Annotated in this window: 19 protein-coding genes (1 of these 19 running past the window's edge); 3 read left to right on the plus strand and 16 right to left on the minus strand. The window is 69.2% G+C overall.

The annotated features are described in order from the left end of the window. From ACQUSR_RS08010 to thyX, 3 genes are all read right to left on the minus strand, one after another. Positions 1-698 carry the 5' portion of a ribonuclease J gene (locus ACQUSR_RS08010; protein WP_431041861.1) on the minus strand. The gene continues 988 nt to the left of window position 1, outside the view, so the window shows 698 of its 1,686 coding nt (coding positions 1-698); the start codon lies at positions 696-698; its stop codon lies beyond the left edge, outside the window. 105 nt (positions 699-803) lie between these two features. Then, positions 804-1,703: a 4-hydroxy-tetrahydrodipicolinate synthase gene (dapA, locus tag ACQUSR_RS08015; protein WP_304464276.1), complete on the minus strand. Its 900-nt coding sequence runs from the start codon at positions 1,701-1,703 to the stop codon at positions 804-806. 174 nt (positions 1,704-1,877) lie between these two features. After that, positions 1,878-2,618, minus strand: coding sequence for an FAD-dependent thymidylate synthase (thyX, locus tag ACQUSR_RS08020; protein ID WP_431041862.1), 741 nt, complete (start codon positions 2,616-2,618; stop codon positions 1,878-1,880). A gap of 182 nt (positions 2,619-2,800) precedes the next feature. Between thyX and ACQUSR_RS08025 the strand changes: the two genes are divergently transcribed. Both ACQUSR_RS08025 and ACQUSR_RS08030 read left to right on the plus strand, forming a co-directional pair. Then, positions 2,801-3,043, plus strand: a complete 243-nt coding sequence (locus ACQUSR_RS08025; protein WP_431041863.1) for a hypothetical protein — start codon at positions 2,801-2,803, stop codon at positions 3,041-3,043. A 66-nt stretch (positions 3,044-3,109) separates the two neighbouring features. After that, positions 3,110-3,691 (plus strand): hypothetical protein, encoded by a 582-nt coding sequence (locus ACQUSR_RS08030; protein WP_431041864.1) that lies wholly within the window; start codon positions 3,110-3,112, stop codon positions 3,689-3,691. On the opposite strand, the gene ACQUSR_RS08035 is transcribed toward ACQUSR_RS08030, so the two are convergent. The 8 genes from ACQUSR_RS08035 to eccD form a co-directional block, all read right to left on the minus strand. Then, a complete protein-coding gene (locus ACQUSR_RS08035; protein WP_431041865.1) occupies positions 3,680-4,210 on the minus strand; it encodes a hypothetical protein in 531 nt (176 codons plus the stop codon). The two genes, ACQUSR_RS08030 and ACQUSR_RS08035, sit on opposite strands and share 12 nt — an antisense overlap. A gap of 5 nt (positions 4,211-4,215) precedes the next feature. Beyond that, positions 4,216-4,968 (minus strand): 4-hydroxy-tetrahydrodipicolinate reductase, encoded by a 753-nt coding sequence (dapB, locus tag ACQUSR_RS08040; RefSeq protein WP_431041866.1) that lies wholly within the window; start codon positions 4,966-4,968, stop codon positions 4,216-4,218. A gap of 81 nt (positions 4,969-5,049) precedes the next feature. Beyond that, positions 5,050-6,429, minus strand: coding sequence for a M16 family metallopeptidase (locus tag ACQUSR_RS08045; protein ID WP_431041867.1), 1,380 nt, complete (start codon positions 6,427-6,429; stop codon positions 5,050-5,052). Continuing rightward, positions 6,426-8,654 (minus strand): polyribonucleotide nucleotidyltransferase, encoded by a 2,229-nt coding sequence (locus tag ACQUSR_RS08050; protein WP_431041868.1) that lies wholly within the window; start codon positions 8,652-8,654, stop codon positions 6,426-6,428. The genes ACQUSR_RS08045 and ACQUSR_RS08050 overlap by 4 nt, the downstream gene beginning before the upstream one ends. A gap of 457 nt (positions 8,655-9,111) precedes the next feature. Continuing rightward, the gene (gene rpsO / locus ACQUSR_RS08055; protein ID WP_431041869.1) at positions 9,112-9,399 is read right to left on the minus strand and encodes a 30S ribosomal protein S15; all 288 of its coding nucleotides are present in this window, start codon (positions 9,397-9,399) and stop codon (positions 9,112-9,114) included. A gap of 227 nt (positions 9,400-9,626) precedes the next feature. After that, a complete protein-coding gene (locus ACQUSR_RS08060) occupies positions 9,627-10,781 on the minus strand; it encodes a PQQ-binding-like beta-propeller repeat protein (RefSeq protein ID WP_431047444.1) in 1,155 nt (384 codons plus the stop codon). After that, positions 10,739-11,659, minus strand: coding sequence for a hypothetical protein (locus ACQUSR_RS08065; RefSeq protein ID WP_431041870.1), 921 nt, complete (start codon positions 11,657-11,659; stop codon positions 10,739-10,741). The genes ACQUSR_RS08060 and ACQUSR_RS08065 overlap by 43 nt, the downstream gene beginning before the upstream one ends. A gap of 98 nt (positions 11,660-11,757) precedes the next feature. Then, positions 11,758-13,215 carry a type VII secretion integral membrane protein EccD gene (gene eccD / locus ACQUSR_RS08070; protein WP_431041871.1) on the minus strand — a complete coding sequence of 486 codons (1,458 nt, stop codon included), beginning with the start codon at positions 13,213-13,215 and terminating at the stop codon, positions 11,758-11,760. A gap of 178 nt (positions 13,216-13,393) precedes the next feature. Between eccD and eccCa the strand changes: the two genes are divergently transcribed. After that, positions 13,394-17,350: a type VII secretion protein EccCa gene (gene eccCa, locus ACQUSR_RS08075; protein WP_431041872.1), complete on the plus strand. Its 3,957-nt coding sequence runs from the start codon at positions 13,394-13,396 to the stop codon at positions 17,348-17,350. A gap of 194 nt (positions 17,351-17,544) precedes the next feature. On the opposite strand, the gene ACQUSR_RS08080 is transcribed toward eccCa, so the two are convergent. From ACQUSR_RS08080 to mycP, 5 genes are all read right to left on the minus strand, one after another. Further along, positions 17,545-17,859, minus strand: coding sequence for a WXG100 family type VII secretion target (locus ACQUSR_RS08080; RefSeq protein WP_431041873.1), 315 nt, complete (start codon positions 17,857-17,859; stop codon positions 17,545-17,547). 77 nt (positions 17,860-17,936) lie between these two features. Continuing rightward, entirely contained in the window at positions 17,937-18,365 is a 429-nt protein-coding gene (locus ACQUSR_RS08085) for a WXG100 family type VII secretion target (protein WP_431041874.1), read from the minus strand. A gap of 142 nt (positions 18,366-18,507) precedes the next feature. Then, positions 18,508-19,746: a S8 family serine peptidase gene (locus ACQUSR_RS08090; RefSeq protein WP_431041875.1), complete on the minus strand. Its 1,239-nt coding sequence runs from the start codon at positions 19,744-19,746 to the stop codon at positions 18,508-18,510. A 1,728-nt stretch (positions 19,747-21,474) separates the two neighbouring features. After that, positions 21,475-21,969 (minus strand): hypothetical protein, encoded by a 495-nt coding sequence (locus tag ACQUSR_RS08095; RefSeq protein WP_431041876.1) that lies wholly within the window; start codon positions 21,967-21,969, stop codon positions 21,475-21,477. A 115-nt stretch (positions 21,970-22,084) separates the two neighbouring features. Then, complete coding sequence (mycP, locus tag ACQUSR_RS08100; protein ID WP_431041877.1) at positions 22,085-23,488, minus strand: type VII secretion-associated serine protease mycosin; 1,404 nt, start codon at positions 23,486-23,488, stop codon at positions 22,085-22,087. Positions 23,489-23,525: the final 37 nt, after the last annotated feature.

The raw sequence follows: 23,525 nt of genomic DNA on the forward strand, positions 1-23,525 counted from the left end.
TGCGCGCCGGCGAAGACCTGGCGCAGGACGTTAGAGATGTCGCGCTCGGGCGGTACGAAGCCGGGGACCTCGGCGTTGGTGGAGTCCGACAGCAGCAGGTCGATGCCCTCCTCCCCGAGCTTGGCGAAGGTGGGGAGATCGGTGAGGCGGCGGTCCAGCGGCAGCTGGTCCATCTTGAAGTCGCCGGTGTGCACCGCCATGCCGGCCGGGGTGCGGATGGCCACGGCGAGGGCGTCCGGGATGGAGTGGTTGACCGCGATGAACTCGCAGTCGAACGGGCCGATGCGCTCGCGGTTGCCCTCCTGCACCTCAAGGGTGTAGGGGCGGATGCGGTGTTCCTGGAGCTTCGCCTCGATCAGCGCCAGGGTCAGCTTGGAGCCGATCAGCGGGATGTCCGCCTTCTCGCGGAGCAGGAAGGGGACGCCGCCGATGTGGTCCTCGTGCCCGTGGGTGAGCACTATGCCGTCGATGTCGTCGAGGCGGTCCCGGATGGAACTGAAGTCCGGCAGGATCAGGTCGACTCCGGGCTGCTCCTCCTCGGGGAAAAGCACTCCGCAGTCGACGATCAGAAGCCGGCCGCCGTATTCGAAGACCGTCATGTTGCGGCCGATCTCGCCCAGGCCGCCGAGCGGGGTGACGCGCAGGCCGCGCTCGGGCAGCTTCGGCGGCGGGCCGAGCTCAGGATGCGGATGACTCAAAAGACTCTCCTCACCACACACGCCACATGCCCCCGTGGGAGCACATGGCGCGCGTGACTTTCGTGCACTTGCAGATGTGTCTGTATTCAGTTGTGAAGTCTTTGGTTACAGCTGTACCCCACCGGCGGCGAGGTCGCGCTTGAGCTGCTCGGTCTCCTCGGGGGTGAGCTCCACGAGCGGCAGCCGGAGCGGGCCGGCGGGCAGGCCCTGGAGGGCGAGCGCGGCCTTGGTGGTGATCACGCCCTGGGTGCGGAACATGCCGGTGAAGACCGGGAGCAGCTTCTGGTGGATCTCGGTCGCCTTGGCGACGTCGCCCGCCAGGTGGGCCTCGAGGAGCGCGCGCAGCTCGGGGCTGACCAGGTGGCCGACCACGGAGACGAAGCCGACGGCGCCAACGGACAGCAGCGGCAGGTTCAGCATGTCGTCGCCGGAGTACCAGGCCAGGCGCGAGCGGGCGATGGCCCAGCTGGCGCGGCCGAGGTCGCCCTTGGCGTCCTTGTTGGCGACGATCCGGGGGTGCTCGGCGAGCCGGACGATGGTCTCGGTGCTGATCGGGACGCCGCTGCGGCCGGGGATGTCGTAGAGCATGACCGGCAGGTCGGTGGCGTCGGCGATCGCCGTGAAGTGCCGGAAGAGCCCCTCCTGCGGGGGCTTGCTGTAGTACGGGGTGACGGCGAGCAGGCCGTGCGCGCCCGCCTGCTGCGCGGCGCGGGCGAGTTCCAGGCTGTGCCGGGTGTCGTTGGTGCTGGCTCCTGCCACCACGTGGGCGCGGTCTCCGACGGCCTCGACGACGGCCCGCACGAGCTGGGCTTTCTCCGCGTCGGTGGTGGTAGGGGACTCGCCGGTGGTGCCGTTGACGATCAGGCCGTCGTTGCCGGCGTCCACCAGGTGGGCGGCGAGTCGCTGGGCACCGTCGAGGTCGAGTGCGCCGTCAGCGGTGAAAGGCGTGACCATGGCGGTCAGCACCCGCCCGAAGGGCGTCTGCGGAGTGGATGTCGGAGCCATGGGTCCAACGCTACTCGTAGCGTGCCCCGGGGTGCTCCCTCGGGGCGGTGACATGGAGCCCGGCACTGCCTGCTCGGGGGTTCAAGCAGTGCCGGACCCTTGTGGTCAGCCTAGATGAACATCACGAAATGCCGCAATACGGACACTTCTTGCTACTGGTCCGTACGTCCGGGGTCACGGCGCGACGCGGCCGTTGTCGTTGAACGCGGCGTAGGTGAGCGGCATGAGCTTGGCCCACTCGGCTTCCATCTTCTCCGCGACCATCTCGATCTCCCGCTGCGGGAAGGAGGGCACCTTCGCCTGCTCATGCTGGGTGCGCAGGCCCAGGAAGTGCATCAGCGAGCGGGCGTTGCACGTGGCGTACATCGAGGAGAACAGGCCGACCGGGAGCACCGCGCGCGCCACCTCGCGGGCGACGCCGGCGGCCAGCATCTCCTGGTACGCGTCATAGGCGCGGGTGTACGCGGCCTGCATCTGCTCTTCCACGACCTGGTGGTGCTCGGGCGTGCCCTCGACGAACTCGTACTTGCCGGGGCGGCCCTGCTGGACGAGCTTGCGCTCCTGGCCCGGCACGTAGAAGACCGGCTGCAGCTCGCGGTAGCGGCCGGACTCCTCGTTGTACGACCAGCCCACCCGGTGTCGCATGAACTCGCGGAAGACGAAGATCGGGGCGCTGATGAAGAAGGTCATCGAGTTGTGCTCGAACGGGCTGCCGTGCCGGTCCCGCATCAGGAAGTTGATCAGCCCCTTGGAGCGCTCGGGGTCCTTCTGGAGCTCCTCCAAGGACTGCTCCCCCGCAGTGGACACACGGGCGGCCCACAGCACATCGGTGTCGGCCGCAGTGTGCTTCACCAGCTCGACAGTCACATCACTGCGGAAGCTGGCTTTCGCGCTCTCGGGGGTGAGCTCAGTCACTGACAGGGTCCTTCCGGTCGCATCGCTTGGCGGCGCCCAGCTTACGTTCTGCTGTTGATCTCCATCCAAGCCTCCCCCTATTGGTGCAGTACGGCCGAATTTCCGAAGAATCGGCACCCCGGAGGGCATTTCTCCGTCTCCCCCTATGACAGCCCCCGCCCGCGCCCCCAAGGAGTGGCCCCATGTTCAGCCGGCGAGAGCCCGTACCCTTCGCCTTCCTCGCCGAGGCCGACCAGTTCCGCAGCAATGTCACCCCGCCGCCCCGGCCCCGGGCCAGCCGGTCGGAGATCGCCGGCCGCACGCTGATCGGGCTGACGATCGTCGCCGGGTTCGTCGGCTCGTTGCTGCTCGGACTGCCCGCGATGGAGTCCGGTCCGCGCACCACCCATCAGGTGCAGCACTCGGAGGTGTCCGACAGCCGCTGAGAGCGGCTGGGATAGCCTCACCCACCAGCAGCCAAGTCGAGCCGTGCGTGGGAGTGAGGACCAGTCGTGCCCCTGCCGTTCCTGACCGCCGATCGCGACGCCGACGATCTCGCGGACGACGCCGCCCCGCTGCCCTACGAGGACCGGGACCGCTGGCGCCGCCCGTACCGCCCGGGCCCGTGGCGCGTCGGCGGAGCGGCGCTCCTGTTGCTCCTCGCCTCGTACATCCTGTTCTCGTCGCTGATCATCGCGATGGCGGGCGCGCTGCCCGGCGCCGGGGTGTGCGTCGCCATCGCCACGCTCGTCATCGTCCTGGCGGTACGGCTGGTCCGGGCCGGCGTGTGGGTGAGCGGGTACGGGCTGCGCCAGATCGCGTTGTTCACCACCACGACCGTGGAGTGGAGCCGGGTGGGCACGGTGCGCACCACCCAGCAGCCGGTGAAGTGGCTGGGACTGCCGCGCGCCGTGCAGGGGCAGGCGCTCCTCGTCGGGCCGGCGGGCGGCGAACCGCTCCGCCCGCTGGTCACCGACCACAACGCCGACTTCCTCGGCCGCCCCGAGGCGTTCGACATGGCGTGCGACGCCATCGAGGACTGGGCGCACGCGCACCGGCGGGAGCGTGCCGCCGGCGTCCCCTCAGACGCCTGAGGCGCTCGTCTCCCCGGTCTTGCCACCCGATCCCTCGGTCTCGCCGCCCGTCTCCCCGACCTTGCCGCCCGGCCCCTCGGCCTTGCCGTCGTGCAGCGCGATGGCGCGCTGCATCGCCTTGCGGGCGCGCGGGGTGTCCCGCGCGTCGTGGTACGCCACGGCCAGCCGGAACCACGTGCGCCAGTCGCCGGGCGACTCCTCCGTCTCCGCCCGCCGCTTGGCGAAGACCGCGTCCGCCGAGTCCCGGTCGATCCGGCCGCCGGGAGTGCGGACCAGCTCGTCGACCGGCAGTCCCCCCTCGGCCTCCAGCTCGCGGGCCAGCCGGTTGGCGGCCCGGGCGAACTTCGTGGTCTGCCACAGGAACCAGCCGCCGATGAACGGCAGCACCAGCACCGCGAGACCGAAGGCGACCGTCACCACGGTGCCCTGCTTGATGAGCAGGACACCGCGGCTGCCGACGAGGACGAAATAGACGACCAGGACGGCCGCGAGTCCGAAGTACGTGATCTTTGCGCGCACGGCGGTCAGTCCAGATCCAGGAAGTGTTCCAGCCCGAAGGTCAGGCCGGGAGTGGACACCACGCGGCGCACGCCGAGCAGGATGCCCGGCATGAAGCAGCTGTGGTGCGTCGAGTCGTGCCGGATGGTGAGCGTCTCGCCGGGGTCGCCGAGCAGCACCTCCTGGTGCGCCAGGAGTCCCCGCAGCCGAACCGAGTGCACCGGCACCCCGTCGACGTCCGCGCCGCGCGCGCCGTCGAGCGCGGTGACCGTCGCGTCCGGCTGAGGGGCGCAGCCCGCCTCCGCCCGCGCCGCCGCGATCAGCTGCGCGGTGCGGGTGGCGGTGCCCGACGGGGCGTCCGCCTTGTCCGGGTGGTGCAGCTCGATGACCTCGACGGACTCGAAGAAGCGCGCGGCCTGCTGGGCGAACCGCATGGTCAGCACGGCCCCGATGGAGAAGTTCGGCGCGATCAGCACGCCCACCTCGGGGGCCGCCGCCAGCCAGGCGCGCAGCTGCGCGAGGCGGTCATCAGTCCAACCGGTGGTGCCGATGACGCCGTGGATGCCATGGCGTACGAGGAAGTCGAGGTTGCCCATGACCGCGCCGGGGTCGGTCAGCTCCACCGCGACCTGGGCACCCGCCTCGACCAGGGTCTCCAGCTTGTCGCCCCGGCCCAGGGCGGCGACCAGCTCCATGTCCTCGGCGGCTTCCACCGCTCGTACGGCCTCGGAGCCGATACGGCCCTTGGCACCGATGACGGCCACACGCAGCTTGCTCATTGCTCGTTCCTTCGGGTTCGGCGGGTCGGCGGGGTCGGCGGTCGGCCCGGTCCGGGTCAGGTCGGCCCGGACCGGCCCGGGTCAGGCGACCGCTTCGTGCAGGCGGGCCGCCTGCTTGTCCTTCAGCGGGCCGATGACGGACAGCGAGGGACGCCGTCCCAGTAGATCGCGGGCCACCTCGCGCACCTCGTCGGGGGTGACCGCGGCCATCCTGGCGAGCATGTCGTCCACCGACATCTGCTCGCCCCAGCACAGCTCGCTCTTGCCGATGCGGTTCATCAGCGCGCCGGTGTCCTCCAGGCCGAGCACCGTGGAGCCGGACAGCTGGCCGATGGCGCGCCGCAGTTCCTCGTCCGACAGGCCGTGCTCCGCGACCTTGTCGAGCTCGTCACGGCAGATCCTGAGCACGTCGTGGACCTGGCTGGGGCGGCAGCCGGCGTAGACGCCGAAGAGCCCGCAGTCGGCGAACGACGAGGTGTAGGAGTAGACGCTGTAGGCGAGCCCGCGCTTCTCCCGCACCTCCTGGAAGAGCCGGGAGCTCATGCCGCCGCCGAGCGCCGTGTTGAGCACGCCCAGCGCCCAGCGCCGGTCGTCGGTGCGGGCGATACCGGGCATGCCGAGGACCACATGGGCCTGCTCGGTCTTGCGGCCCAGCAGCTCGACGCGGCCTGCGGTGCGGATCGTACGGGAGCCGTCGCGCGGGGCCACGGGGACGGCGTCGGTCCGGTCCAGCGCGCCCGCCCGCTCGAATGCCCTGCGCACCAGCCGGACGACCTTGGCGTGGTCGACGTTGCCCGCGGCCGCGACGACCAGGTGCGTCGGGTCGTAGTGCTTGCGGTAGAAGCGGCGGACACGGTCGGCGGTCAGGGCGTTGACCGTGTCGACGGTGCCGAGGACCGGGCGGCCCAGCGGGGTGTCACCGAGCATGGTGTGCGCGAACAGGTCGTGCACGCAGTCGCCCGGGTCGTCCTCCGTCATGGCGATCTCTTCGAGGATCACGCCGCGCTCGGCGTCCACGTCCTCCGCCGTGATCAGCGAGCCGGTCAGCATGTCGCAGACGACGTCGATGGCCAGCGGCAGATCGGTGTCGAGGACCCGCGCGTAGTAGCAGGTGTACTCCTTGGCCGTGAACGCGTTCATCTCGCCGCCGACCGCGTCGATGGCGGAGGAGATGTCGAGCGCGCTGCGCCGTGCCGTGCCCTTGAAGAGCAGGTGCTCCAGGTAGTGGGTGGCACCGCCCAGCGACGGGGTCTCGTCGCGGGAGCCGACGTGCGCCCAGATGCCGAAGGTGGCGGAGCGTACCGACGGCAGGGTCTCGGTGACCACGCGGAGGCCCCCGGGGAGCGTGGTCTTGCGGACCGTGCCGATGCCGTTCTCGCCCTTGAGAAGCGTTTGGGTACGGGCGACGGCCCGCCCCTCCGAGGAGGTGCGGGCCGTCGCCTGGTGCGTACGGGACGTCACTTGGCGGCTTCGTCCTTCTCGCCCTCAGCGGCAGCGTTCTCGGAGTCTCCCTCGATCACGGGGATCAGGGACAGCTTGCCGCGCTGGTCGATCTCGGCGATCTCGACCTGGACCTTGGCGCCGACCGCGAGCACGTCCTCGACGTTCTCCACGCGCTTGCCGCCGGCCAGCTTGCGGATCTGCGAGATGTGCAGCAGACCGTCCTTGCCGGGCAGCAGCGAGACGAAGGCACCGAAGGTGGTGGTCTTCACGACCGTGCCCAGGTAGCGCTCGCCGACCTCGGGCATCGTCGGGTTGGCGATGCCGTTGATGGTGGCGCGGGCGGCCTCGGCGGCCGGGCCGTCGGCGGCACCGATGTAGATGGTGCCGTCGTCCTCGATGGTGATGTCGGCGCCGGTGTCCTCCTGGATCTGGTTGATCATCTTGCCCTTGGGGCCGATGACCTCACCGATCTTGTCCACCGGGATCTTGACGGTGATGATCCGCGGGGCGTTCGGGGACATCTCGTCCGGGACGTCGATGGCCTCGTTCATCACGTCGAGGATGTGCAGACGGGCGTCGCGGGCCTGCTTGAGGGCCGCGGCCAGCACGGAGGCCGGGATGCCGTCCAGCTTGGTGTCCAGCTGGAGGGCGGTCACGAACGTCTTCGTACCGGCGACCTTGAAGTCCATGTCGCCGAACGCGTCCTCCGCACCGAGGATGTCGGTCAGCGCGACGTAGTGCGTCTCACCGTTGATCTCCTGGGAGATCAGGCCCATGGCGATGCCTGCGACCGGGGCCTTCAGCGGCACACCGGCGTTCATCAGCGACATGGTCGAGGCGCAGACCGAGCCCATGGAGGTGGAGCCGTTGGAGCCGAGCGCCTCGGAGACCTGGCGGATGGCGTACGGGAACTCCTCGCGGGTCGGCAGCACGGGCAGGATCGCCCGCTCGGCCAGCGCGCCGTGGCCGATCTCGCGGCGCTTGGGCGAGCCGACCCGACCGGTCTCACCGACGGAGTACGGCGGGAAGTTGTAGTTGTGCATGTAGCGCTTGCGCGTCTCGGGCGCCAGCGTGTCCAGCTGCTGCTCCATACGGAGCATGTTCAGCGTGGTGACACCCAGGATCTGGGTCTCGCCGCGCTCGAACAGCGCCGAGCCGTGCACCCGCGGGATCGCCTCGACCTCGGCGGCCAGCGTACGGATGTCCGTGACGCCGCGGCCGTCGATGCGGACCTTGTCCTTGATGACGCGCTCGCGGACCAGGGCCTTGGTCAGCGAACGGTAGGCGGCGGAGATCTCCTTCTCGCGGCCCTCGAACTGCGGCAGCAGCTTCTCGGCGGCGACGCCCTTGATCCGGTCCAGCTCGCCCTCGCGCTCCTGCTTGCCCGCGATGGTCAGCGCCTGGGCCAGCTCGTCACGGACGGCGGCGGTCAGCGCCTCCAGGACGTCGTCCTGGTAGTCGAGGAAGATCGGGAACTCGCCGGTCGGCTTGGCGGCCTTCGCGGCGAGGTCGGACTGCGCCTTGCACAGCACCTTGATGAAGGGCTTCGCAGCCTCCAGGCCCGCGGCGACGATCTCCTCGGTCGGCGCCTCGGCACCGTCCTTGACCAGCTGGATCGTCTTCTCGGTGGCCTCGGCCTCGACCATCATGATCGCGACGTCGCCGTCGGCGAGCACGCGGCCGGCCACGACCATGTCGAAGACGGCGTCCTCGAGCTCGGTGTGAGTCGGGAAGGCCACCCACTGGCCCTTGATCAGCGCGACGCGGACGCCGCCGATCGGGCCGGAGAAGGGCAGGCCCGCCAGCTGGGTGGAGGCTGAGGCGGCGTTGATCGCGACCACGTCGTAGAGGTGGTCGGGGTTGAGCGCCATGATCGTCGCGACGACCTGGATCTCGTTGCGCAGGCCCTTCTTGAAGGACGGGCGCAGCGGGCGGTCGATCAGACGGCAGGTGAGGATGGCGTCCTCGGAGGGACGGCCCTCACGGCGGAAGAACGAGCCGGGGATCCGCCCGGCGGCGTACATCCGCTCCTCGACGTCCACCGTGAGCGGGAAGAAGTCGAGCTGGTCCTTGGGGTTCTTCGAAGCGGTGGTGGCCGACAGCACCATGGTGTCGTCGTCCAGGTAGGCCACGGCGGAGCCGGCGGCCTGACGGGCCAGGCGGCCCGTCTCGAAACGGATGGTGCGGGTGCCGAAGGCGCCGTTGTCGATCACGGCCTCGGCGTAGTGGGTCTCGTTCTCCACCAGGGAATTCTCCTCGTCTGCGTCCCCTCGTCCGTGTGACGGGAGGACGGTGGTGGAGCAGCGCCCCTGGCCGGGTGGCCGACGACCGGGCCGGTCTTCGATCGAAGCCACCGGAATTGCCAGTTCCGGGAGCCACTACCGAGGACCGGCGCCTGCGGCGCCGATGCGGCGGGAATGAGGCGCTCCTCCTCGTTCGTTATGGCGTTGTTGTTGGGACCAGACTACAAAGGTTCGGCCGACCTCACGACGGCTGAAGCGTCTGATCGATGCGTACGGGGCACGTTGGGCACCGCCCGTACGCACTGTCGTACGGACGGCGAACGGACTCTCTGCCCGGGTGCCGCCGCCCGCACGTCACCGTCCGCGTGGACGGATGCGTCGTACGTACGGCAATGCGTCCGTACGTACGGCAAAGGGAGCGGCCCCCTGGCGCGGGAACCGCTCCCTTCACGGCGTCTTACTTGGCGCCCGCCGCACCGCGGCGGATGCCCAGGCGCTCCACCAGCGTACGGAAGCGCGTGATGTCCTTCTTGGCCAGGTACTGCAGCAGGCGGCGGCGCTGGCCGACGAGCAGCAGGAGACCACGGCGGGAGTGGTGGTCGTGCTTGTGGGTCTTCAGGTGCTCGGTCAGGTCCGAGATGCGGCGGGTGAGCAGCGCGACCTGGACCTCGGGGGAACCGGTGTCGCCCTCCTTGGTGGCGAACTCGGCCATGATCTGCTTCTTCGTGGCGGCGTCGAGCGACACGCGATACTCCTTGGGTGCTTCGTTTCAGCCACCGAGTGCCCCTGGTCTTGGTCTCAGGGGAGCTTCCGTTACTCGGGAGGCGGGGCTCGCTGGGCGCTGTCTCCAGAGCCTTCGAAAGGGCTCCGGGGGCGCGTACACAAACGGCCGTCACACAGCGTACCAGGGTCGCGCGGGGGCCCTGGGGTGGGGGCCGTCCCGGAGAGAAGGCTCAGCCCCGGAGAGAAGGCTCAGAAGACGGGCATGGCGATGAGGGTGCCCTGATGCTGGAGGAAGACGCGGTTGTCGGCGGCCGCCACCAGCCAGCGGACGTCGTCGCTCGTGGTGTGCGTCCAGGCACCGGCCCCGGTACGGGTGTCGACGGTGCGTACGGAGCTGGTGCCGCGGTCCTCCTGGACCACCCAGACACTGTTCCGCTGGACGACCGGGGCATCCCGGGGCGGCTTCGCCGAGCCCACGGGCACGGTCCAGGCGTCCGAGCCGTCACCCAGCTCCCGGGCGCACAGTTCTCCGTCGACGGCGTAGAGCAGTTTCCCGTGTACGGTCGGCGGGCCCCAGCCGGTCGTGCCGTCGCCGCTGGGGTGCGCCCATTTCGGTTCGCCGCCGGCCAGCTCCAGTGCGGTCAGGGAGTCGCCGCCGAGATAGACGGTGCCGTCGGCGATGGCGGGGCGGAGGGCGCGCCTCCCCTGCTTCCGCGGGCCCCAGCGGACGTCCCCGCTCGCCGTGTCGAGCGCCGCGACCCTGCCGTCGCCGCCGAACACCACCAGACGCCCGTCGGCCACTGCCACCGCCGGGGGCTGCCGGGCGGTGTCCACGGGTGCGGGCACCGTCCACACGGGCCGACGGGAGGTGAGACTGATGGCGCGCAGTTCACCCGTGCGAGTGAGCAGATAGACGGCGTCGGCGTCGGCCGCCAGCCGTACGGCGGCGTCCGCGTCCGCCGCCGACCAGCGCGGCTGCCCGTCCTCGGCGGCCAGGGCCAGCAGCGCTCCCTGCCGGTCGGCGGTGCAGACGATGTCCTCGGTGGGAGCCACGGCCGAGGCGGCGACCGCGCTCCCGGGCGCGGTCCAGCGCCGCCGCCCGTCGCGGACGTCCATTGCGCGCAGCCCGCCGCCCTTGCCGGTGACGACCACGAGATCGCGTACGAGGAGCGGAGCGGGGGCGTCCGGGTCCGCGACCTCCAGCGGCCCCCACAGCGGCCGCGGGACCGTCTCCGCCTCGTATTCCGCCAGCGGCTCGGCCGCCCAGGACCGGTCCGCGGGACCGTCCTGCCCGCGGAGCAGCCACCACGCGGCCCCGCCGCCCGCCGCGAGCAGTCCGCCGCCCACGGCGAACGAGCCGATCAACTGCCGCCGGGACGGGCCGCGGCCCGCGGTCCCGGGCACCGCGGCGAACCGGGCGGCGTCCGCCTCGCGGCGGGCGATGTCCTGAGCCAGCGGGCCCTTCGTCCATGCGCGCGGCGCGCGGCGGGGCGGCGCCAGCAGGCGGGCGATGTCGTCGAGGGCGGGGCGCTGCGCCGGGTCCTCAGCGACGGCGCGGCCCAACGTCTCCCGGAGCCCCACGGGCAGGTCCTCCGGCCCCGGCCGCGGCAGCCCGGTGGCCGCGTACGCAAGCACAGCTCCCAGCGCGAACACGTCGCCCAGCGGTCGCGGGCGCCCGCCCGCGGCCTGTTCCGGTGGCAGGAAGTCCGCCGCGACGCCCGGCAGCCCGGCCCGCGGTTCACCGTCCGCGGCCGGGCCCGGACCGCGCCGAAACCGGCGAGCCGCGGCCCGTCCTCAGCGATCAGCACCGCGTCCGGCGAGATCCCGGCGTGCGCGTGGCCCGCCACGTGCAGGGCGACGAGCGTCTCGGCGAGCGCCGCGCCCAGTGCCCGTACCGCGCCCTCCGGCAGCGGCCCGCCGTACACCTCCAACGCGACGGGCAACGGCAGCACGGGCAGATACGGTCCGGCGCTCCATGCGGGCCCCTGCGCCTGATCCGCGACCTCGGCGACCGGCGCCAGCCGGCCGAGCTGCCAGGGGCGGGCCGGGTCCCCGGTGAGTCGCCACGCGGCCTGCGCCTCCGCCCGGAACCGCGCCAGGTATCCCGGATCCTCCGCGCGCTCCGCGAGAGACACGGCCAGCAGCACGGTCCGCTCGCCGCCGGCCGCGCGGCCGATGAAGCGGCGGGCCGTGCCCGGAACCGTCCCGGCCACCGGGTCCAGGCGCCCGATGACGTGGTACGGGCCCAAGGAGCGCGGGTCGTCCCGGCTCAGCGGTTCCATCTCGTCCCCCCGGTCGGCCTCGCGCCGCGGATCAGCTGATCATGCTAAGCGCCGCGCCGCACACGCCCGGCGGCGAACCTGCCGACCGGTTGTGGCCACTAGCCGGTCATGCTGCGCACCGACGAGTAAATGTCCAGGACGGCAAGGCACAACGGCACGAGGGAGAGCAGGAGAGCCCCTTCGGCCAGGTCCGAGGCGCGGCCCCAGAAAGGTGTGAGGCCCTTGTTCGGGACGATCAGGGCGATGGCCGTGATGAGCGCGGCTCCGGCGGCGACAGCGGCGGCCAGCCACACGGTGCGGATGTTCATCTCGGCGTCATGGCCGCGCAGCAGTTCCAGGACCTTGGCGACCGGCGGATTGAGGGAGAGGCCGAGGACGAGGAGCGCGAGCGCGGCGATACCGGCGACCAGCACGCAGGAGACCTGCGAGGTGTAGCGGAAGAGGCGGGCGCGCAGCAGCATGGCCAAGCCGCTTGCGAGTGCGAGGAGCTGCGCCCACATGGACGTGGAGAAACCGAGTACGGCCGCCGATCCCACGACGACCACGGAGCAGCCGCCCAGCAAGCCGAGCAGCAACTCGTGGCCGCGGCGCGCCTGGATGGCGATGCGCTCGGCGTCGACCGGCTCGCCGGTACGGGCCTCCGGCTCGGCGTCGAGGTCCGTTGTGGACTGCGGCGCTGCGTAGCCGATGGGGAGGCGGGCGACGCGGGCGGACAAACCCGGCAGGAAGGCGATGGTGCCGATCGCGACGACGGCGCAGACGGCCGCGGTGTCGGAGGGCCGGGCATCGGCCAGGATCGCGCAGTACATGGCGACGACGCCGATGGCGGAGGCGAAGGCGGCGGCGACGAACGGGGCATCGCCGCTCGGCATGACGGCGATGAGCCCGACGGAGACGACGAGCACGGCCACGCAGCCGAGCATGAACTGAAGCCGCCCGATGCCCTGTCCGTCATCCAGTGGGAGGGCTCCGGAGCCCGCGATCATCACATGCGGGAGTGCGGCGAGGCCGAGAGCGACGGCGGAAGCGCGGTCCTGGTACACCCGCGCCCGTGCACCGGCGAGAGCCGCCAGCAGCGCGCCCACCGCGGCGGCGATGATGCCGGGCAGGCCGTGCATGTCGTGCTTCACCGGATCGGCGAACCAGAGCACGAACCCCATGAGAACCAGGAGGAACGCGCCGCCGACGAGGCCGCAGGCGCGAAGGAACCGGTCGTTCCAGAGTGTGCGGTCGCGGGTCACGGCGGAGGCGATCGCGTCGGAGACGTCGTCGAAGACGGCGGGGGGAAGCGATTCGGAGAAGGGGCGCAGCGAAAGCAGTTCGCCGTCGTGGATCCGTTGGGCGACGAGGGACCGGGTGCCGTCGAGGACGGTGCCGTCGAGGCGGACCAGGTGGTAGCCGGTGGGGGCGCCGACAGGTTGTGTCTGTCCGGTGAGGCGCAGGATTTCCGGGTACACGTCGGCGACGGCGATGTCTTCCGGTAGAGCCACGTCGATACGGCTGTCGGGCGCGACGATCGTGACCCTGCAGAAGCCGGTCGTAGCGGACGTACTCACCTTCAGGGGCCCCCTGGTTCGCTGTACTGCTCACACTCACTCATGCGTACGGCGGCCACCCTATCCAGGGCGCGGACACCATACGTAGATAGGATCGCCGTCTCACGGAGGGGAGGCCGTCGCCACGGGGGCGTCGGAGCGGAATCGTCCCTCACGTGTGGAGGGGTTGAGGCATCCGTTGAGCCAGATCGTCGTCAAGCGCCAACCGCGGGCCCTCCCGCCGGAGGTGCCCAGCGAGGAACTCCGCCTCGAGCCGCCTCCCGAACTGCCGCGAGGGCGGCAGGAGAGCGTCCTGATGCAGCTCCTGCCCACGCTGGGCATGGGGTCGTCGATGGTCTACTTCTTCATGCCCGGCGCCGCCCCGATGATGAAGATCATGGGCGTCATGATGATGTTCTCGACGGTGGGCATGACCGTCGCGATGTTCATCCGGCACCGCCAGGGCACACAGGGCCAGATGGCGGACATCCGGCGCGACTACCTCAGATACCTCACACAGACCCGGAGGAAGGTACGCCGCACCGCTCGACTCCAGCGCGACGCGCAGTTCTACCTCCACCCCGACCCGGGACAGCTGTGGGCGATCGTCGCCGACGGCAGCCGTGTGTGGGAGCGGCGGGCGACCGACGACGACTTCGGCCAGGCCCGGGTGGGCCTCGGCGCTCAGCAGCTCGCGGCCCCTCTGGTGGCGCCCGACACGGCGCCCGTCGATGAGCTGGAGCCGCTGTCGGCGGGCGCGATGCAGCGTTTCCTGGAGACGCACGGGCAGCTGGACCGGCTGCCGGTGGCGATCTCGCTGCGCGCCTTCTACCACGTGACGCTGTCGGGCGAGCCGGAGGCGGTGCGCGGGTCGGCCCGCGCCCTCCTCGCGCAGCTCGCGACGTTGCACTCGCCGGAGGATCTGCTGATCGCGGTGGTCTCGGGGCGTGGCATGGCCTCGTCCTGGGAGTGGGCGAAGTGGCTGCCGCACGCGCAGGCGCCCGACGCCTTCGACGGTGCCGGGTCACGGCGGCTGATCAGTGACGACCTGGTCGAGGTCGAGGACCTGCTCAGGACGCGACTCGATGGGCGTACCCGTTTCAGTCGCGACGCCCAGCCGGTCCTCGACCAGCCGCATGTGGTCGTGGTGCTGGACGGCGCGCTGGTGCCCCCGGACTCGGTGTTCGCTGCTCCCGAAGGGCTGCAGGGCGTCACCATCGTCGAAATGGTGCCCGGCGAGCTCGATGAGCTGCGCGGCGGCCTTTCCGTCGTCGTGGAGCCGGGCAGACTGCAGCTCCTGTCACAGGTGGCGGGCTACGACGGAGTACCCGACTCGCTGTCCGAGGAGGCCGCCGAGGCGCTCGCGCGGCGGCTCGCGCCGCTGCGCCTGGCGGGCGGCGGCGACGATGACGAGCCGCTGCTCGCCAACCTGGAGTTCACGGATCTGCTCGGGCTCGGCGACGCGGACTCGGTGGACGTCGCGCGGACCTGGCGCCCCCGGTCCCAGGCGGAGCGGCTTCGGGTGCCGATCGGTGTCGGCGAGGACGGCACGCCCGTGATGCTGGACCTCAAGGAGGCGGCACAGGACGGCATGGGCCCGCACGGCCTCTGCGTTGGTGCGACGGGTTCCGGAAAGTCCGAGTTGCTGCGGACGCTGGTGCTGGGTCTGGCGGTCACGCACTCGTCCGAGACGCTGAACTTCGTGCTGGCGGACTTCAAGGGTGGCGCCACGTTCGCGGGCATGTCGAGCCTGCCGCACGTGGCGGCAGTGATCACGAACCTCGCCGACGACCTGACGCTCGTCGACCGCATGCGGGATTCGATCACCGGTGAACTCCAGCGGCGGCAGGAGCTGCTGAAGTCGGCGGGCAACTACGCCAACATCCACGACTACGAGAAGGCGCGTGCCGCCGGTGCGCCGCTGGAGCCGATCGCGTCACTGGTGCTCGTGATCGACGAGTTCAGTGAGCTGCTGACGGCCAAGCCGGACTTCATCGACATGTTCATCCAGATCGGCCGCATCGGCCGGTCTCTGGGCGTACACCTGCTGCTGGCCTCGCAGCGTCTCGAAGAAGGGCGGCTCCGCGGCCTGGAGACCTATCTCTCGTACCGCATCGGCCTGCGCACCTTCTCCGCCGCCGAGTCACGCACCGCCCTGGGTGTACCCGACGCGTACCATCTGCCGTCCGTCCCCGGTTCCGGCTACCTGAAGTTCGGCACGGACGAAATGCACCGCTTCAAGGCGGCCTACGTCTCGGGGCCCTACCGTACGAACGCGACGGCCGGGCTCGGGAGCGGACCGCTGCCGATCGAACGCCGCCCGGTGCTGTTCACGGCGGCTCCGGTGCCGGTCACGTACACCGCGCCGGACCCGGAGGCCGTGCGGGGCCCGGTCCGCAACGAGGACGATGCCCTGGCCGACACCGTGCTGGACGTCATCGTGCGCCGGCTCGAAGGTCAGGGCCAGCCGGCGCACCAGGTGTGGCTCCCGCCACTGGACGAAGCGCCGTCCCTGGACCAGATCCTGTCTCCCCTGACCGTCTCTTCGGAGCGCGGGCTGCATGTGGGGGGCTACGCCCGCAGTGGCGGCCTGGTCGTTCCGCTCGGCATCGTCGACAAGCCGTTCGAGCAACGCCGCGACATTCTCTACCGCGACTTCGCCGGTGCGGCCGGCCACATGCTGATCGTCGGTGGCCCCCGCTCCGGCAAGTCCACCCTGATCCGCACACTCGTCAGCTCCTTCGCACTCACCCACACGCCCGCCGAAGTCCAGTTCTACGGGCTCGACTTCGGTGGTGGGGCCATGAGCGCCATCGCCGACCTGCCGCACGTGGGCGGCGTCGCGTCACGCCTCGATCCCGAGCGGGTACGCCGCACAGTGGCGGAGGTCGCCGGCATCCTGGCGCGTCGCGAGGAGTTCTTCCGCGCGAACAACATCGACTCCATCGACACGTACCGACGCCAGCGGGCAGCGGGGAACCACCGCGACCAGGCATGGGGCGACGTCTTCCTGATCGTCGACGGTTGGGGAAACTTCCGGCAGGACTACGACATTCTGGAAGGCGTCGTCACCGACATCGCCGGACGTGGTCTCGGCTACGGCGTCCACGTCATCGTCACCGCCTCCCGCAACATGGAGATCCGGCCGGCGCTGAAGGACCAGCTGCTGAACCGGCTCGAACTCCGGCTCTCCGATCCGTTCGACTCGGAGTTCGACCGCAAGGTCGCCGCGAACGTCCCGGCCGGTATCCCCGGCCGCGGCCAGCTCCCCGAGAAGCTGCACTTCATGGGCGCGCAGCCGCGCATCGATGCCACCAGCGACGCCGACACGATGACGGATGCCACCACGGAGATGGTCCGCGCGGTCAGCGAGGCATGGGCCGGTCCCCCGGCGCCGCGGGTCCGGCTGCTGCCGAGGAAACTGCGCAGCGACGACCTTCCGAAGGGCTCCGAGTACCGTCAGCACGGACTCGCCATCGGTATTGACGAGAACAATCTCGAGCCGGTCTTCATCGACTTCGAAACCGACCCCTTCTTCCTCATCTTCGGTGAGAGCGAATCCGGTAAGACAGCGCTCATCCGGCTGATCGTCAAGCAGATCACCGAGCGGTACGGACCGGAGGAGGCGAAGATCGTCGTCGGCGACTACCGCCGCTCGCTGCTGGGCGTCATTCCTGATTCCCACCTGCTGGAGTACGCGCCGATCGCCCAGTCCCTGGCTCTCCACACGGACGCCCTCAACTCCCTCATGCTGCGCCGCGCGCCGCAGCCCGACATCACACCGCAGCAGCTCCGCGACCGGAGTTGGTGGTCCGGCCCGCGCTTCTTCATCATCGTCGACGACTACGACCTGGTCTCCACCAGCAGCGGCAATCCGCTCGCCGTGCTGACGGAGAACCTCCCCTTCGCGCGCGACGTCGGTGTCCACTTCATCATCGCCCGTAATTCCGCCGGGGCTTCCCGCTCGATGTTCGAGTCCTTCATGCAGCGCATCAAGGAACTCGGCGCGCAGGGCGTGGTGCTGGCAGGCGACCCCAGCGAGGGCGATCTCCTCGGCGGCGTACGGCCCCGGCCGATGCCCCCGGGGCGCGGATTCTTCGTCTCCCGCAAGAGGGGGACGCCGCTGGTGCAGCTGGGTTGGCTGCCGGAGCAGTAAGCGCCAGGTCGTCACTGCTTTGTCTTCGTCCGTCAGGGAGGTGCGCTGAGGCGCACCTCCCTGACGGTTTCCGCACGCATAAAAAAGCGGATGGGCCCCGACAGGGGCCCATCCGCTTAACTCAACAACTCACGTGGGGTGGGCGTCCCCTGAAAGGATCGCCCACCCCCAACGAGGATGACCCCCGACGTGGCTCAGCTGTTGAGGCTGGTGGTGAAGTACGTGGAGGCCTTGCGGTCCGTGTGCTGGTAGTCCGCGCTTCCCTGCCGGATCGTTGCCGCGATCTGCGTCAGGATCTGGTTGATGTGGGTGGCTCGGGCGTCGAACTGGGCCTTGGCCGCCATCATGCCCTGGTGAGCCTCACCCTCCCACCCATCGGTGACGGACTTGACAGCAGCCCAGATGTCGTCGAGCTGCTTCTGAACGACTCCCGCCGCCTTCGTGATTTCGTCGGCGGTCTGCGCCACCGAGCTGTATGTGACCTTAAGGTCGCCGTAGTCTGCGGACACTTGTCCCCCACTTTCCGTAAGTACGCCGATGACTGCCGCGTCTTCCCCGCCCCGAAGGCTCCAGGGAAGTGGCTCAGCTAGTTGAAGCCGTAGTTGTCAATCTTGCTGCCGGTCGAAATTCCGGCACCAAGGTTGTTGTTGGGATTGCCGTCAGTCCCGTACCCGATGGTGCTGGTGCTGAGCCCACCACCCGCGGCAGCACCATTGACGTCAATCTTCCCGAACTGACTGTAGATCTCACTGTCGTTGGCGCGGCTGGACTTCTGAGTCAGCTCAACGGCCTCGCGAATGCCGTTGACCAGCCGAAGCAGAGCGTCGTGGTCCTCATTGAGTGCCTGCTGCGCCTTGGTGAAGGCGTTGGCGCCTTCACCGGTCCAGGCCGCCTGCGTCGTGGCGATCACGTTCGCGAGCGCCTTCAAGTTCGACGACAGTGCGGTGCTTGACTCCGTTAGAGCATTCTTGAACTTGATGAATGCGGGATCACTGATCTTCTGGAAGTCCGACATGTTCCACCTTCCCCCATGAATTACTGAAGAGCCGGGCCGAGATGGCGGCCCCCGACTCATCGATGTCTGCGAATCGTAGTGGATTCGCGCTTCTGAACCTAGCTAGGGTGACGCGCAAGGCCCGCGACTTTAACACCCGTTCTCAGGCCCCTTTTCCACGCCTCCGCACGACGACCGCGACCCCCACTGCGGCAAGCACGGCGACGACCGCACCGGCCCCGATCCACACGGTGTTATTGCTGTCGTCATGGTCCGATTCGGACTCTACGACGGCCTTGTCGTCACTCGGCTTGTCGCTCGGTGCGGGTGAGTTGGGCTTGGCACTCGGCGAGGTAGACGCGCTTGCGGAGGGCTTTGGTTCCGTGGCGCCTTCGCGGGCGAGGAGCGGATTGACGTCGGGGCGGCCGGGGTTGCCCTCGCCGTCGAGGAGGACTTTGCGTGGACGGATGGTGCCGTAGCCGACGTACTCGCTCGGGACCTTCCCGTCTGCGGCTCCTGCGGTTTGCAGCATCACGCGGAGGACTTGGTAGTTCGTCCAGTCTGGGTGTTTAGCCCAAATGAGGGCGGCTGAGGCGGAGGCGAGAGCGCTTGCCTGACTCGTTCCCCAGGAGTTGCATCGGCCCGTCATCTCCGGGCAACGCCATGGAATATCTTCACCAGGAGCGGCTAGTGCGACTTGATCGCCATGATTGGAAAACTTCGTCGCGGTAGCCGAACGGTCAATCGCCGCCACGCCAACGACCCCGGGTAGTGAAGCCGGGAAGTTCGGATGATTCCCCTTTTCACCACCGTTCCCGGCGGCAGCAAAAATCAGACTGCCTTCCTTTAGGGCATAATTCACTGCCTGTTGGGTCTTCTCATAGTATTCGGGAATACCTTCGGGCCCCAAGGACACGTTGATCACCTTGGCGTCATGATCCGCGGCGTATCGAATCGCACGGGAGAGGATTCCGTCGGCGGAATCCTCGACCCGGTTCATGACTGCCTTCACCGGGAGAATCTTGGCCTCAGGAACGAGCCCCTGGATCCCTCCCTTTGCTCCTGTACCGGCGATGAGTGCCGCAATGTTGGTGCCGTGACCATCACCGTCCCGGATTGATCCAGTAGGCGCGTTCGAGACTTCCTTACCCGGCAAGACTCTTCCCTGAAGTTCAGGGAGAGACGCATTTATACCGGTGTCCACAACTCCAACAATGACTCCCCGTCCCTGGCTCACCTTCCACATGGCAGGGGCCTTCATGCCGTCGAGATACCACTGATGCGATCGGAAATCATCAGCCGCAGCCTCGGGAGTAACGCCGCCCACAACCACCAGCGTTGCGCCCAGCACCGCCAGGGCTCTTTTTGCACCCCGCCACATGGGGCGGTACTCACGAGGCATATGGCCGCGATCTCCTGAATGTCGCACGTGTGTCAGCCGAGTTAGCTGATGACTGGCGGAATGCTGTTCCTGCTGCCGCCCGACCAAGCCGACTTCTCGTCTGCCGAAGGCTGGCGATGGCTCGGCGGCTCGGCAGCAGCCGAATCGGCCGCCGAAGCCCCAGGCTCAGCGCCGATTACCGTACCGCGAGGGGGCCGAGACGCACCGGCTGGCCCGGTGGGCTCCGTGCCCACGACCATCCCACGAGGAGTGCGCGGTCCACCGACCGTGCCGCCGGGTTCCGTCGCCACGCGCCGCCCCGAGTCTCTGTTCCTCGAAGGCTGCGAGCCACTCAACGCAGGCTGCACTCCCGCGCCGATCGGCCCACGCGCCGCCGGGGTAGCCGGCTCTGTGCCCGCCACCGTCCCGCGGGGCAGACTCTGCCCAGAGGTGGGGCCGGAGCGGCGCGGACCGGAGACAACGCCTCCGGACTCCACGGCCAGACGTCGTCCGGATGCGCCGGGGGCAGTTGGCGAGGTGCCTCCGCCGTGGCCCATGCCCATCGGACCCATCGGTCCCATGGGGCCACGCCTCATCCCGGCCTCTTCACCAATGACGGCGCTCCGCGGAAGCCGTGGTGCGTTGGACTGGGTAGCACGGTGGTCAGGTTTGCCACCCACAATTCCGTCACCGCCCCCGACACGGGGAGGCATCGTGCCAGCACGCGGCGGGATCATCGGGCTGGTCGGGGGTCCGCCGAGCGGACCCCTGGGGCCAGGGGCACCGGGCACCTTCTGCGGTACACCAGGCAGTCCCTGCGACGGCCTTACAGGTCCCGGCTGACCAGTGGTGGGTTTCATGGGCCCAGGCAGTCCCGGCATCGGTCCGATGGGGCCGACCGGGCCAGGAGGGCCTCCGGATGGCCGCGGGCTCTCCGGTAGGCTCGGGATGGTCGGCCTCGTTGTGGGGTCCGCCGTTGGCGGGAAGGTCGTCGAGTCAATGCCTGTGCCCGTGGCCTGACCGGGGAGGGGAGATCCACCCGTGTTGCCGTGGGCACCCACGTCCGGTACAGGCACAGTCCCTGCATGAGTAATCCCGGCCCCCCCAGGGTGGGAAGTACCGCCCTCGATACTTTCCGCGCGGTGCACTGAAGCTGCGGAAGCGAAGCCTGAAGTCCCCGCGTACGTCGTGCCCGCCGACGAAGATGAGCCCGTAGGCGTCACACCGCCATCGGACGGAGGCACGAAGGTGGGTGGTGCGGGCGGAAAATCCGGCTCTACGAGCTTGTCGAGGTGATCCGCCTTCGCGACGTTGTAATACGACTCGATCTTGGTGAGGGCTTCGGCCGCCGCCTTGTCTTTGGCATCTGACGACTCAGTGGCAGCGATACGCATGGCGCCCCTGCCTTTTTGCAGCCCTGTCGCGGCTTGGTCGATGGCCGAGCCGACTGAGCCAACGTAGTCGGCCAGCTTGACGGTTTCCGCTGCCATCTTCTCGACCCAGCCACGGAAGGACTGAGCCGCCTCGCCACGCCAGTTGGTTTTACCCGCACTCGCATGCATCGTCAGCTCAAGGCCGATGATGAAGATGTCCTGGTAGGCCTTCAACAACGCGTCTGCGGTGCCCTTGAGTTTTTCCTCAGACGCGGACGCGATCATGGCTTGAAGCTGTTCATACTTCATGGAGTGGAACGGCTGACCGCTCACACATACCTTCGGCTCCGTGGACTCGCTCATTGCCCCTCCCCCGTCAGAGCTGCTTTCCTTGCTTGGATTTGCCGCCCGACTCGTTCTTGCCCTCTGACGTGCCGCCACTGTCCGGCCCACAGACCTGGACGTCAGGAGTGCTGACCGGCTGGTGCTGCTCTTCCTTGTACTTCGTGGCCCGCTCCTGGATCTCCCGCAGCCGCGCAGCCTGCTCAGCATCGAGACCCTCGAAGTCCTTCTCGACGTTCAGAGCCGCGAGCCCCAGCCCCTCGATCAGGTCCTGGAAGACCTGGGCGAGCTCCTTGATCCGCGCGTGCGCCTGCTCCACGGCCGGAGCCAGGACACCGGCGGCAACGAAGTCATCGCTGCCGAAACTGGCCTTGGAAACAGTCTCATGATCGAGGTTCTTCTTCGCCGCAGGAGACTTCTCCAGGTCATCCAGCACCTTCTGGATGCGACCGTGAAACTTCGACAACGTTTCGGCTTCCTTGAAGAAGTCGCCGCCGAAACCCTTTGGCTTAGGAATTGGAACGAACACTCAACCCTCCCCCTTCGGTGGCACCCCCGCAACCGCACGTGCCACTGTACCCACCCACTCTTTCATACCCCAACGACAATACGATCAGGTCTCTTTGACAGGTCGGTAACAAGTCTCAGCCCACCCGTCGGCGCCGCCCGTCCCGCACCACCACCGTGGTCCCCACCATCACCGCCACGACGACGGCCACCCCGCCCAGGGCGTATGTCGCCAGCCGCTCCCGGCGCTCCTGCGGGGTCTCTCCGGCGACGAGCGGGGAGACCTTCGGTGCCGCGATGTGTTTGGACTTGCCGTTGTCGGCTGTGGGGGCGTCGATGGGGTGGTCGTCCTCGGTGAGGGCGCGGACGGGGTCGGCGACGCCCCAGCCGATGTACGGGTCGCGGCCCTTCACACCGCGTTCCGCGGTCTGTTCGATCTGGGCGACGACCTGGTGTCGTTTCCAGTCCGGGTGCTTGGCGCGGATGAGGGTCACCAGGCCGGCTACGTACGGGGCCGAGAAGCTGGTGCCGTTGTCCACGCACTGGCCGAACTTGGGGACCGTGGAGACGATTTCGACGCCAGGGGCCGCGACGCCGACGAAATCGCCGCTCTGCGAGAAGGAGGCGCGCTCGTTGTTGCGGTCGGACGCGGCCACCGCGAGGACGTCGGGGAGGGAGGCGGGGTAGGTGCGCTTCTTGCTGCCGTCCGCGCCGTCGTTTCCGGCCGCGGCGACCACGACGATGTCTTCGTCGATGGCCCTCTTCACCGCTTCCGCGAGGGTGGTCGACGGGCGTGCGCCCACCGTGTCCTGCGAGATGTTGATGACATCGGCGTGCTGCTTCACCGCCCAGTCGATGGCGTCGGCCATCTTGTCCGGGGTGCCCTCGCCATTGTCATCGCTCTGTTTGATCGGGATGATCTCCGCGTCGGGCGCCAGGCCGACGAATCCCGTGCCCTCGAAGGGACGGGCCGCGATGATACCCGCGACCTTCGTGCCATGACCGACGACGTCATTCGTGCCGTCCTTGGGCGGGCCCTTCTCCTCGGGCTCCTTCTCAGGCTCCTTCTCGGGTTCCTTGTCGGGTTCCTTCTTCGACTGCTTCCCCGGCTTCTTCTCGGCCTTCTTCGGGGGTTCCGCCGTCTCCTTGCCCTTTTCCGGAGGGAGGAATTCGGCGCCGCTGCCGACGTCCACCGCCTTCTTCAGCTGGGGATTGTCGTTGTCCACACCACTGTCGATGACGGCCACCCGGATGGGCTCGCGGTTATCGACCCTGCGTCCCTTGGTGTGCTCCCACAGCTGATCGAGCACCAGCCGCTGAATATGCCAGGGGGTGGCCTTGATCTGCTTCTTCATCGGATAGGTGCATTCGCCGTTACCGCCGTCATCGTCGTCGGCGAGAGTCAGGCGCGGACTCCACGGCTTCGCCGCCGAGAGTGGCTCCGCTGCCGCGGGCGGCGCGGCAACGGGGCCGATGGTCGCCGTGAGCCCGACCAGCGCGGCCGCAGCCGCCAGCGCTGCACTCCGCTTCGTACGCGGCACTGTCTCCCCCGTTGTCACGCGGTGTCCCAATTTCCGG

The sequence above is a fragment of the Streptomyces sp. P1-3 genome (assembly GCF_050613155.1).
Taxonomy (GTDB): domain Bacteria; phylum Actinomycetota; class Actinomycetes; order Streptomycetales; family Streptomycetaceae; genus Streptomyces.